This window comes from Streptomyces sp. NPDC054842 (assembly GCF_053611025.1).
This window is the reverse complement of record NZ_JBSGZN010000001.1, coordinates 328,415-339,504: the sequence shown is the minus strand read 5'-3', so window position 1 is coordinate 339,504 and position 11,090 is coordinate 328,415. Positions and strand designations below refer to the sequence as shown.

Genomic DNA, 11,090 nt, shown 5'->3' with positions numbered 1-11,090 from the left:
CGCCGTCGGTGTTTGGCTGGGCGCATGGGCGCGCACAGGGAGACGACGGGGGATCCGACGGGTCGCGGGCCGAGCGGTGCCGCACCGCCCCGGGCCGGGGCGGGCGAGCGGGACGACGACCGGGTGGCCCGGCGCGACGACGCCGTCCGGGCCGCCGTGGAACAGGGCCTGATCGGGCCCGGCGCCCCGCTGGTGTGCCTGCTCGACGTCGCCGGGATCCGGGCGTCCGCGGCGGCCCTGCGGGCGGCCTTCGACGCCGTGACCGCGCCCGGCACCCCGGTGCTGCACGCCTTCGCGGTGAAGGCGGCCCCGCTGGTGCCGGTGCTGCGGCTGCTGCACGAGGCGGGCATCGGGGCCGAGGTCGCGAGCGCCGGGGAGCTGGCGCTGGCCCGCGCCGCCGGGGTGGCGCCCGCCCGCACCGTTCTGGACTCCCCCGCCAAGACCCGCGCCGAGCTGCGGGAGGCACTGGCCCTCGGCATCGCCGTCAACGCCGACAATCCGCAGGAACTGGAGCGCCTCGACGGCCTGGTGCGCTCCGCCGTCACCCGCTCGCCCCTCGGGATCAGGGTGAACCCGCAGGTCGGCGGCGGCGCCATCGAGGCGCTGTCGACCGCCACGCCGACGTCGAAGTTCGGCGTGGCCTTGCGGGACGAAGGCGCCCGGGCGTGGCTCGTCCAGGCGTACGCGGACCGGCCGTGGCTGACGCGGCTGCACACGCACTCCGGGTCGCAGGGCGTGCCGCTCTCGCTGATGGCCCGGGGCGTGGCGGAGACGTACGCGCTCGCCGAGGAGATCAACGCGCGGATCGGGCGGCGGCAGATCGACACGCTGGACATCGGCGGCGGGCTCCCGGTGAACTTCGGCTCGGACGCCACGGCCCCGACGTACGCGCAGTACGCCCGGCTGCTCGCCGAGGCCGTCCCGGGACTGTTCGGCGGGCGCTACGGGCTGGTCACCGAGTTCGGGCGGTCACTGCTGGCGAAGCACGGGACGGTGCTCACGCGGGTCGAGTACACCAAGGAGGCCGGCGGCAGGCCCATCGCGGTCACCCACGCCGGGGTGCAGATCGCGGCCCGCACGGTGTACGCGCCCGCCTCCTGGCCGCTGCGGATCGCCGCCTACGACGGCAAGGGGCGCCCCAAGCCGACGCCCGACGTGGTGCAGGACGTCGCGGGACCCGCCTGCTTCGCCGGTGACCTGCTCGCCGAGGGCCGGCCGCTGCCGCTGCTCGAACCGGGCGACCACGCGGCCGTGCTGGACACGGGGGCCTACTGCTTCGCCCACCACTACGCCTACAACTCGCTGGCCCGTCCGGGGGTGCACGGCTTCGTGCCGGACGGCGGCGGAATACGCTTCGCGGTCGTACGGGAAGCCCAGACGCTCGCCCAGATCGTGGCGGAGTCGGGCGGAGCGCACGCCTCGTCGCTCACCGCGCTCTAGGCGAGGACGGGACCACAGGTCCGGGCGCCAAGGGACGGCGCCGCCCCTCGGGAGCCGCGTCCGGGCAGCTCAAGCCCTCTCCCCCGCGAGAATCCGTCCATGGTCAACTTGCCGCCGGTCGAGGCCAGTTGACCCACCTTAGTCACTCCGCGCATGTTCCACTGGAAAATGCCGGAACCCTCACCCCCCGCGCACACGTTGCGTAGCCTCTGCGTCACTCAGCCGAACCCGAGGCGGGAGGGGATACGGTGCCCGGAATCGACGAGTGCCTGTTGGAAGCCATGCGTCTGCCCGGTGCGCGAGGTGCCGCGGTGGTCGACTGGACCAGCGGTCTGGCGCTGGGCACCGTCGGCGACGCCCCGGGCGGTGACCACGAGACGACCGCCGCGGAGGCCGCCGAACTGGCCCGGCTCGCCGCGGAGCACCACGCGTTCGCCCCGGCGGACGGCTCCGACTGGTCCGAGGCGGAACCGCCGGTCGAGGACCTGATCATCAGCAACCGCGACAGCTACCACGTCCTGCGGTTCGTCAGGACGACGTTCGACAGCAGCGTCTTCCTGCACCTGTGGCTGGGCCGCGAGGACGGCAACCTCGCCCTCGCCCGCATCAGGCTCGGCGAGATGGCCGGACGGCTGGTGCTGGGATGAGCACCGTCGGAACGCCCGTCGCACCCCCGCTCCCCGTGCGGGACCCCATCGAGGAGTCCACCGGCCGGGACCGTCACCTCGCACCGGCCGGCGCCCTCTCCCCCATGCTCAGCCGCCTGGCCGAGGAACGGGCGACCGGGGTGCTGATGCGCGAGCGCGGCACGCTGTACCTCTGCGACGGGCAGGTGGTGCACGCGGAGAGCCCGGCGACCCCGTCGCTCGACGTGCTGCTCACCGTCCCCGGCACCCTGCACGCCGACGTGTGGCGGCAGGCGGTCGCCGAGGCCGGGGCCCGCCGCCGGGTGGGGCGGTTCCTGGTCGACAGCGGCCGCATAGCCGAGGGCGCGCTGGAGCTGTGCCACCTCGGGGCGCTGTACGACGCCGCGTACTTCGTGCTCGGCCCGAGCAGCGCCCCGGCCCGCTTCCGGTACGGGGCGGCGCACTGGCTCGGCCCGCTGCGCCCGGTCCCGGTGGCCGCCCTGGAGCGCGAGACGCTGCGCCGCCGTGCGCTGCTGCACCGCATCTGGCGCGACCCGGCGACGGACACCGCGCCGATCGTCCGCTCCCGGGGCGCCGCCCCCTCGCTCACCCCGCGCCAGCGCGCCGTGCTCGGCCACGTGAACGGCGTACGCACCGCGGCGGACATATCGCTCGCCCTGGGACGCCCCGCGTTCCACACCCTGGTCGACCTGCGCCGGCTGGCGGCCGGCGGAATCGTGGCGACGGCGCCCGCCCTGGAGCGGGCCCCCTCGCCCGCCGTGGCGGCCGTGCTCGACCAGACGTCGGACGATCCGGACGTCGCCCTGCTGCGCCGGCTCAGAGACGCCCTGGAGGCCCTGTGATCCGCGCGCTCCGACAGCGTGCCGAAAGGAGACTGCTCATGGCCGCGGAGGCCGAAGTCCTCGACGAACTCCACCGGTTGAGGGCGCGAGTACCCCAGGTGACCGGCGCGCTCGCGGCCAGTGTGGACGGTCTCGTGCTCGCCCACGACACCCCGGGAGTGGAACCGGAGGGCGTGGCCGCGCTCACCGCGGCGTCCCTCGGCGTCGCGCTGCGCATGACCGACGCGACCGGCCAGGGCGACTTCCGCGAGCTGCTCGTACGCGGCGTGTACGGCTACGTGGCGACGTACGCGGCCGGGCCCTCGGCCGTGCTGACGCTGCTGGCCCAGGACCGGGTCAACGTCGGCCGGCTGCACCTGGAGGGGCGCCGCTCCGGGACCCGGATCGGCGAGCTCGTGGACGCCGCGACGGCCCGCGGCGAACCGGCCGCGCAGGTCCGGATCCCCGCCAAGCCCGCCCCCCGGACGGTCGGCGCGCGCACCCGCGCACCCCGGCTCCCGGCGACCGGCCGCACCGACCCGGCGCCCGCGGAACAGAGCCTGCCCGTCAGGACACCTACCACCAAGTCCCCTACCACCACCGAAAGCTGAAAGGACCCACAGCACCATGGCCAACACGGAGACCGCACTCAAAGAGGCACTCGCCTCCATCGAAGGCGCGACCGGCGCCGCGCTCGTCGACTACACCAGCGGCATGGCGCTCGGCACGATCGGCGGCAGCAAGGGGTTCGACCTCAACGTCGCCGCGGCCGGCAACACCGACGTCGTCCGCGCCAAGCTCCGCACCATGGAGCACCTCGGGCTCAAGGGCGAGATCGAGGACATCCTGATCACCCTGAGCGACCAGTACCACCTGATCCGGCTGATGCAGGGGCGCGGCGGCAACGGGCTGTTCCTGTACCTGGTCCTCGACGCCAAACGGTCCAACCTCGCGATGGCCCGGCACCAGCTGAAGAAAATCGAGGCCGAGCTGGAGGTCTAGCGCGCCTCGCAGCCCGGCCAGGCCGTCCGCGGGGTGCGCCGTACGCACCCCGCGGACGGTGCGCCCGAGCGGCGGCTACACCAGGGCGTCGACGCGGCGGCGGGCCCCGCCAGGGGCCGCGTCGCCCGCGGCGATGCCCGTGCTGCGGAAGCCCTTGACGGGCCTGCCCGCGGGAGCGCCGGCGCGCTTGCCGAGCCAGTCGACGCGCACCCACAGCAGCGCCTCGCCGTCCTGCTCCCGGCGGCCGAGCCAGGCCGCCTTCAGCCACAGCCCGACGCCGGCCCCGGCCAGCAGCAGTCCGCCCGCGGCCGGCACGGCGAACGCGCTGCCGAGCGCGGCCAGGAAACCGAGCAGCAGCCACCAGCGGTGGCCCCGGCGCCAGTTGCGCACGGACACGGCACGGTCCTGGAGCACGTCCTGCTTGGCGGCGCGAGCGGCGGAGCGGGACAGCTCCGTGTACCGCCCGCGGCGCGCGTACGCCACCACGGCCGCCGCGACGATGAAGCACACCGCCCCGGCCATCACCCCGATCCGGCGGCCGGTCACCCCGGGCGGCACGACGCCGATGCCCGCCGCGCACACTCCCGTCCACCACAGCGGTGCCGCGCCGGCCCTCACGACGACCGCCACCCGAGCCAGTCCCTGCCCTCCGCGTGCCACGTTCCGCCTCCCGTCTCGGCCTGTCTGGGAGGTGCAGATTAGCGAGAGAACGTGAGACGAGTCTGAGAAATCCGACGCCCTGTCACTCCACGAACAGCCCCCGGGCGGCGGCCCGCGCGTCGAACTCCTCCAGCCGCGCCTGCGCGTCGGGCAGCCCGTCGCACATGGCCTCCAGCAGGACCCGGCCGAGGAGCATCGGGGCGCAGGCGGTGTCGAAGGCGAGGCCCGTGCCGACGGCGGCGGGCAGCAGCAGGTCCGACACCTTGGCGACCGGCGCGAAGGCCGAGTCCGCGACGGTGACGACGGTCAGCCCCGCCGACTTGGCGTAGGCGAGGGAGTCGACGACCTCGCGCGGATGCCGGGGCAGGGCGAAGCACAGCAGGGTCGTGGCGCCGGCGTGCACGGCGGCGTCGATCCGGTCGTGCAGCATGGTGCCGCCCTCGTGCAGCAGCCGGACGTCCGGGTGGACCTTGGCGGCGAAGTACGCGAAGCCGTACGCCTGGGAGGCGGCGGCCCGCAGCCCGAGGACCGGCAGCGGCCTGGACGCGGCGAGCAGCCGGCCCGCGCGTTCCACCGGACGCGGGTCCGCCAGCACCTCGGCGAGGTGCCGCAGGTTCTCGATCTCGGCCTCGACGGCCTGCTGGTACTCGTTGTAGGAGGCCGTGTCGGTGACCGGTTCGGCGGGGGCGACCTCGCGCAGGTGCCGGCGCAGCGCCGGGTAGCCGTCGAAGCCGAGGGCGACCGCGAAGCGGGTGACGGACGGCTGGCTGACCCCGGCGAGTTCGGCGAGTTCGACGCTGGACAGGAACGGCACGTCGGCGGCGCGCCGCACCATGCTGTGCGCGATGCGCCGCTGCGTCGGTGTGAGCCGGCGCCCCTCGAAGAGCGCCTGCAGCCGCGCGGCAGGGCTGTCGGTCACGCTCATGACGTGCTCCCCCTCCAGATGTCCGTGAACCGGTCGAGCAGTGCGGCCGCCGCCGCCACGTCGTCCGTGAGCGGCCGGTCGGCCTGGTCCGGGTCGAGCACCGACTCGGCGAGTTCCAGCGCCCGGCCGGCCGGCAGCTCCGGGTCGGGCCGCAGACCGCGCTGGCGCAACGCCCGTACGGCGGCCACGACTTCGCAGCCGACGACGAGACGGTACGCGCCGCACGCCCGCAGGGTCTGGCGTGCCGCGAGCGAGGCGAAGCTCGCCTGCTCCTCGACGCCCCGGGAGAGTACAGCGTGGCCGAGCGAGGCGGGGGCGGAGAAGGCCCGCAGGTCACCGAGGGCCGCCCCGGCCGCGTACTCCAGGATCATCACGCCGGAGGACGCGGGCTCGTGGTCGGCGAGGAAGGGGCGCAGCCGGGTGTAGGCGGGCTCGTTGAGGGTCGACAGCCGGGAGGACGACAGCCGGGCGACCTGGGTGACGGCCAGCCGGAAGTGGTCGAGGGCGAGGGCGAGCTGTGCCTGGTAGAAGCCGCCGTGGTGGTAGGCGGCCATGTCCTCGGCGGAGATGAGGGGGTTCTCGGCGGCGGCGTTGATCTCGACGGCGAGGACCTGTTCGAGGGCGTCGGCCGCGTCGTGGGCGGGGCCGTGTATCTGCGGCACGCACCGGAAGCCGTACGGGTCCTGGATCCGGCCGAGCGGCGGGGTGGGCCGGTCGGCGGCCCCGATCAGCTCGCGCATGCGGCGGGCCACCTCGGTGGAGCCGCGGTGCGGCCGGGCGCTGTGCACGGGGGCCGCGTACGCCTCGTGCGATCCGTCGACGGCGACCAGCGACAGGGCGGCGGCGACCTGGGTGGCGGCGATCAGTCCGCGCAGCTCGTGCAGGGCGAGGGCGGCCTGGCCGAGCGTGAGGGCGTTGCTGCTGATGAGCGCGAGGGCGTCGTTGTTGTCGAGCGGCTGGGGGGCGGGGGCGCCGGAGCCGCGCCAGGGGTGCTCCCCGGCGAGGGCGAGTCCCACCTGGGCCAGCGCCGCGATGTCGCCGGTGCCCACGGACCCGAACTCGTTCACCGCCGGGTGGGCGCCGCTCTCCAGCGCCTCGCACAGGGCGGTGACGACGGTGGGCCGCAGTCCCGCGCCGCCGGCGAGCAGCTGGTTGGCGCGCACGGCGAGCATCGCCCGCACCTGGCGGGCCGGCAGCTCCTCGCCGATGGCGCCGGCGTGGCTGCGCAGCAGGCGCAGTCCGTGCCCGGCGGCGGCCTCGGTCGGCACGTCCTCGTTCCGGTTGGCGCCCACGCCGGTGGAGCGCCCGTAGACGCGGCCGGTCGCGGCGATCCGCCGGGCGGCGTCCCAGGAGTCCTCGACGCGCTTGATCGCCTCGGTGCCGGGGACGGGCCGCGCGGAGCCGTCGGCGAGGCGGACGACGTCGCCGACGCCGAGGCCGCGACCGTCCAGGACGACGAGCCCGGGTGCGGCGGGCCTGACCACCGCCGTCGATGTGTCCACGATCCGAGACGACATCACGTGCGAACTCCCCTCAACCCGGACATCAGGTCTTGCCAGTCGGCCATAAGTAACCGGCGATTAACGCCGGGGCATTGACAAGCTATTCAGACACCGAGAACTCTGCATGACGATATACAGGCCGGGCAAGGGACACCTCATGATCCAGTTCGACACGGTCCACAAGCGCTTCCCGAACGGCACCACAGCAGTCCACGACCTCTCCCTGGAGATGCCGGAAGGCGGCGTGACCGTCCTCGTCGGATCTTCCGGTTGCGGCAAGACGACCACCCTGCGGATGATCAACCGGATGGTCGAGCCGACCTCCGGGACCATCCGGGTCGGCGGCAAGGACGTCCTGCGCCAGGACGCGGCCGAGCTGCGCCGCTCCATCGGGTACGTCATCCAGCAGTCGGGCCTCTTCCCGCACCGCACGGTGCTCGACAACATCGCCACCGTGCCCCTCCTCCTCGGCTGGGGCCGGCGCAGGGCACGGGCCAGGGCCGCCGAGCTGCTGGAGACCGTCGGCCTCGACGCCGGCGCGGGCAAGCGGTACCCCCACCAGCTCTCCGGCGGCCAGCAGCAGCGCGTCGGCGTGGCCCGGGCGCTCGCCGCGGACCCGCCCGTCCTGCTCATGGACGAGCCCTTCGGCGCGGTCGACCCGGTGGTGCGCACCCAGCTCCAGGACGAGCTGCTGCGCCTGCAGAAGGAGCTGAACAAGACCATCGTCTTCGTCACGCACGACATCGACGAGGCGGTCCGGCTCGGTGACCGGATAGCGGTCTTCCGCACCGGCGGGCACCTGGTCCAGTGCGCGGCCCCGGCGGAGCTGCTGGCCCGCCCCGCGGACGACTTCGTCGCCGGTTTCCTGGGCGCCGAGCGCGGCCTCAAACTCCTCTCGCTCACCCCGCTCGCGGGCGTCCCCCGCGCTCCCGCCCCCGAGGGCGGCACCTGGCGGCTCGTCCTGGACGGCGCCCGCAGGCCCCTGCACTGGCGCGCCGGGGACACCGAACTCCCGCTGCGTCCGCTGCGCGACACCGACTCGCTGCTCGCGGCCCTCGACGAGTCGATCGCCTCGCCGGCCGGCCTGGTCGCCCGCGTCGACACCGACGGCGTGCTGACCGGCGTCACCTCGCGCGAGGACATCCACGAGCACGCGGGCCGGGCGCACACCGCCGCGGCCGCGGCCCCGACGTCCGGTGGCGCCGGCGGCGCGCGCCCGGCCGGCACCCCCGACGACACCGCGGACGTGGCGATATGACCATCGACTGGCCGTGGATCTCCGACCACGCCGACGACCTCACCACTCTCACCCTGTCCCACCTCCAGGCGGCCCTGTCCGCCGTCCTCCTCGGCCTGCTGGTCTCCCTGCCGCTGGCCGTGCTCGCCCACCGGGTGCGCCCGCTGCGCGGCTTCCTGCTCGGGCTCTCGAACGTCCTCTTCACGATCCCGTCGATCGCGGTGTTCGTGCTGCTCCTGCCGGTGTCCGGCCTCACCCGCACCACCACCGTGATCGGGCTGACGATCTACACCCTGGTCGTCCTCCTGCGGAACACCGTCGAGGGCCTGGACTCCGTGCCCGCGCGGACCAAGGAGGCCGCGAAGGCGATGGGCTCCCGCCCGCTGCGCACGCTCCTCACCGTCGAGCTGCCCCTCGCCCTGCCGGTGATCATGGCGGGCGTGCGGATCGCCACCGTCATGTCGATCTCGCTGGTCTCGGTCGCCACGTACATCGGCGACGGCGGCCTCGGCCAGCTCTTCACCGACGGCTTCCAGCGCAACTTCCCGACGCCGGTGATCGTCGGCGTCGTCCTGACGCTCCTGCTGGCGCTGGTGGCGGACGCGCTGCTGGTCGCCGTGCAGTACGTACTCACCCCGTGGACGAGGCGGCGAGCCTGATGTACGAACTCCTGAAGAACCTCGGCGGCTGGCTGACCAGCGGCGACCAGTGGGCCGGCCAGGACGGCATCGCCCACCGCCTCGCCGAGCACCTCCAGTACTCCCTGCTCGCCACCCTCGTCGCGGCCGTGATCGCCCTGCCGGTCGGGCTGCTCATCGGGCACACCGGCCGGGGCGCGTTCCTCGCCATCAACCTGGCGTCGTTCGGGCGGGCGCTGCCCACCGTCGGCCTGGTGGTCCTGGTCTTCCTGGCCAGCGGCCTGTCGATGTGGCCGGTCTACATCGCGCTGGTCGCCCTCGCGGTCCCGTCGATCGTGACGAACACCTACGCCGGGATGACCGCCGTCGACCCGGACGTGAGGGACGCGGCGCGCGGGCAGGGCATGCGCGGGCACCAGGTGCTCCTCCAGGTCGAACTGCCGCTCGCCCTCCCGCTGATCATGACCGGCCTGCGGCTCGCGCTGATCCAGGTGGTCGCCACGGCCACCATCGCGGCGTACGTCTCCTTCGGCGGCCTCGGCCGCTACGTCTTCGACGGGCTCGCCCAGCGCGACCTCGTCCAGGTGCTCGGGGGCGCGGTGCTGGTCGCCGTCGTCGCCGTCGTCCTGGACCTGGCCCTGAGCGGCCTCCAGCGCTTCCTCTTCCGCCACCGCACCCGCACCGCTTAGGGGACCCCCGTGAATCGTCGTACCCTCCTCGGCGGCCTGCTCGCCGCCGCCTCCGTCCCCGCCCTCGCCTCGTGCAGCAGCGGCATCACCTCGCTCGACGGCGAGGGGTCCGCGGCCGGCGGTGGCGGCTCCAGCAAGGACGGCCTCACCATCGGCACCGCCAACTTCACCGAGAACCAGGTCCTCGGCTATCTGTACGCGGCCGTCCTGGACGCGGCGGGCGTGAAGACGAAGGTCCGCCCGAACCTCGGCACCCGCGAGATCCTCATCCCGGCGCTGCGGGGCGGCGACATCGACCTGCTGCCCGAGTACCAGGGCGCCCTGCTGCACTACCTCGACCCGAAGTCGAAGGCCACGGAGGAGGGCGAGATGCAGAACGCCCTCGCCGTCGCCCTCCCCAGGGGACTGCAGATCCTGCCCTACGGCAGGGCCGAGGACTCCGACGCGTTCGTGGTCACCCGGCGGACGGCCAGGAAGTACGGGCTCGCCTCCCTCGCAGACCTGCGGAAGCAGAACGGGAAGCTCGTCATCGGCGCCTCCGCCGAGGTGAAGAAGCGCCAGGTCGGCGTGGTCGGCCTCAAGGACGTGTACGGCGTCGAGTTCAAGGAGTTCAAGTCGCTGGACTCCTCCGGTCCCCTGGTCAAGGGCGCCCTGCGGAAGGGCGACGTGGACGTGGCGAACCTCTTCACCACCGACACCGACATCACGGCCAACGACTGGGTCGTCCTGACCGACCCGAAGAACCTCGTCCCCGGCCAGCACGTCGTGCCGCTCATCGCCGACCGCAAGGCGGACTCCACGGTCCGCAAGGCACTCGCCCGGCTGGGCAACGTGCTCACCACCGCCCAGCTCACCGAGCTGAACCGCCAGGTCGACAAGGACAAGAAGGACCCGCAGGACGTGGCGGACGCCTACGCCCGGCAGCACGGACTGACGGAGTGAGCCCTGCTCCCCGGCCGGGCGGCCGACGCACCCCGCGGCGGCCCCCGGGGGTCCGGTCCCACGGGGGCGGAGCACAGCCCCGAAAGGGGGGCTAACCCCAGTGCGGTCACGGTCCCCGCTCCCTAGCGTGGGGGCCATGACCGGTATGGATGCCAGCGACACCGAACTCAAGAAGGAACTCGACGCCACCCTGCAGGCACGCAGGGAGCTGGGCGAGGAGTACGAGCCCGCGCTGGTCGACTCGTTCCTGGAGAAGGTCGAGCAGCGCCTCGACTCCACGGTCGAGCGCCGGGTGCGCCGCCACCTCGCGGAACAGCAGATGGTGGTGGCCAGGGAGGCCCGGTCGCCGAGGCCGGCGGACTCCTGGGGCGAGCGCTTCGGCTTCGGCATCGTCTCGCTCGTGCTGGCGATCCCGCTGTCCGCCATCGGCGGCGGCGTCGGGAACCTGCCGGGCCTGATGGTCGCCTGGGCGGGCATCGTGGGAGTCAACGCGGTGCAGGCCCTGCGCCACACGCTGCCGCTGCGCCGGAACCGGGACCGGGACAAGCCGCCCTCGGACTGGGAGGACTGAGCCCCGCGCAACCGCC

13 protein-coding genes are annotated in these 11,090 nt (G+C 74.0%); 10 read left to right on the top strand and 3 right to left on the bottom strand.

What is annotated here, in order from left to right; all coding sequences use genetic code 11:
- The first annotated feature begins 24 nt into the window (after positions 1–24).
- The 5 genes from ACWGIS_RS01460 to ACWGIS_RS01440 all read left to right on the top strand — a co-directional run bounded on the left by ACWGIS_RS01460 (position 25) and on the right by ACWGIS_RS01440 (position 3,910).
- A complete protein-coding gene (locus tag ACWGIS_RS01460) occupies positions 25–1,440 on the top strand; it encodes a diaminopimelate decarboxylase (RefSeq protein WP_453360359.1) in 1,416 nt (471 codons plus the stop codon).
- A gap of 248 nt (positions 1,441–1,688) precedes the next feature.
- Entirely contained in the window at positions 1,689–2,087 is a 399-nt protein-coding gene (locus ACWGIS_RS01455) for a hypothetical protein (protein ID WP_121402515.1), read from the top strand.
- 104 nt (positions 2,088–2,191) lie between these two features.
- Complete coding sequence (locus ACWGIS_RS01450; RefSeq protein WP_453360422.1) at positions 2,192–2,929, top strand: transcriptional regulator; 738 nt, start codon at positions 2,192–2,194, stop codon at positions 2,927–2,929.
- A 38-nt stretch (positions 2,930–2,967) separates the two neighbouring features.
- Positions 2,968–3,519 (top strand): roadblock/LC7 domain-containing protein, encoded by a 552-nt coding sequence (locus tag ACWGIS_RS01445; RefSeq protein ID WP_453360358.1) that lies wholly within the window; start codon positions 2,968–2,970, stop codon positions 3,517–3,519.
- Between the two features lie 16 nt (positions 3,520–3,535).
- Positions 3,536–3,910 (top strand): roadblock/LC7 domain-containing protein, encoded by a 375-nt coding sequence (locus ACWGIS_RS01440; RefSeq protein WP_402385112.1) that lies wholly within the window; start codon positions 3,536–3,538, stop codon positions 3,908–3,910.
- Between the two features lie 75 nt (positions 3,911–3,985).
- On the opposite strand, the gene ACWGIS_RS01435 is transcribed toward ACWGIS_RS01440, so the two are convergent.
- The 3 genes from ACWGIS_RS01435 to ACWGIS_RS01425 all read right to left on the bottom strand — a co-directional run bounded on the left by ACWGIS_RS01435 (position 3,986) and on the right by ACWGIS_RS01425 (position 7,012).
- Positions 3,986–4,570, bottom strand: coding sequence for a hypothetical protein (locus ACWGIS_RS01435; protein WP_453360357.1), 585 nt, complete (start codon positions 4,568–4,570; stop codon positions 3,986–3,988).
- Between the two features lie 82 nt (positions 4,571–4,652).
- The gene (locus ACWGIS_RS01430) at positions 4,653–5,495 is read right to left on the bottom strand and encodes a MurR/RpiR family transcriptional regulator (protein WP_355792421.1); all 843 of its coding nucleotides are present in this window, start codon (positions 5,493–5,495) and stop codon (positions 4,653–4,655) included.
- Entirely contained in the window at positions 5,492–7,012 is a 1,521-nt protein-coding gene (locus ACWGIS_RS01425; protein WP_453360356.1) for an aromatic amino acid ammonia-lyase, read from the bottom strand. Before ACWGIS_RS01425 ends, ACWGIS_RS01430 begins: the two co-directional genes overlap by 4 nt.
- Before the next feature lie 142 nt (positions 7,013–7,154).
- Here ACWGIS_RS01425 and ACWGIS_RS01420 point away from each other — a divergent pair, with 142 nt between their 5' ends.
- The 5 genes from ACWGIS_RS01420 (at position 7,155) to ACWGIS_RS01400 (ending at position 11,074) form a co-directional block, all read left to right on the top strand.
- Positions 7,155–8,255: an ABC transporter ATP-binding protein gene (locus ACWGIS_RS01420; RefSeq protein ID WP_453360421.1), complete on the top strand. Its 1,101-nt coding sequence runs from the start codon at positions 7,155–7,157 to the stop codon at positions 8,253–8,255.
- On the top strand, positions 8,252–8,893 hold the full coding sequence (locus tag ACWGIS_RS01415; RefSeq protein ID WP_453360355.1) for an ABC transporter permease: 642 nt from the start codon (positions 8,252–8,254) through the stop codon (positions 8,891–8,893). The genes ACWGIS_RS01420 and ACWGIS_RS01415 overlap by 4 nt, the downstream gene beginning before the upstream one ends.
- A complete protein-coding gene (locus ACWGIS_RS01410) occupies positions 8,893–9,561 on the top strand; it encodes an ABC transporter permease (RefSeq protein ID WP_453360420.1) in 669 nt (222 codons plus the stop codon). Before ACWGIS_RS01415 ends, ACWGIS_RS01410 begins: the two co-directional genes overlap by 1 nt.
- A gap of 9 nt (positions 9,562–9,570) precedes the next feature.
- Positions 9,571–10,503: an ABC transporter substrate-binding protein gene (locus tag ACWGIS_RS01405; RefSeq protein ID WP_453360354.1), complete on the top strand. Its 933-nt coding sequence runs from the start codon at positions 9,571–9,573 to the stop codon at positions 10,501–10,503.
- Between the two features lie 145 nt (positions 10,504–10,648).
- The gene (locus ACWGIS_RS01400; protein WP_453360419.1) at positions 10,649–11,074 is read left to right on the top strand and encodes a hypothetical protein; all 426 of its coding nucleotides are present in this window, start codon (positions 10,649–10,651) and stop codon (positions 11,072–11,074) included.
- Positions 11,075–11,090 lie beyond the last annotated feature (16 nt).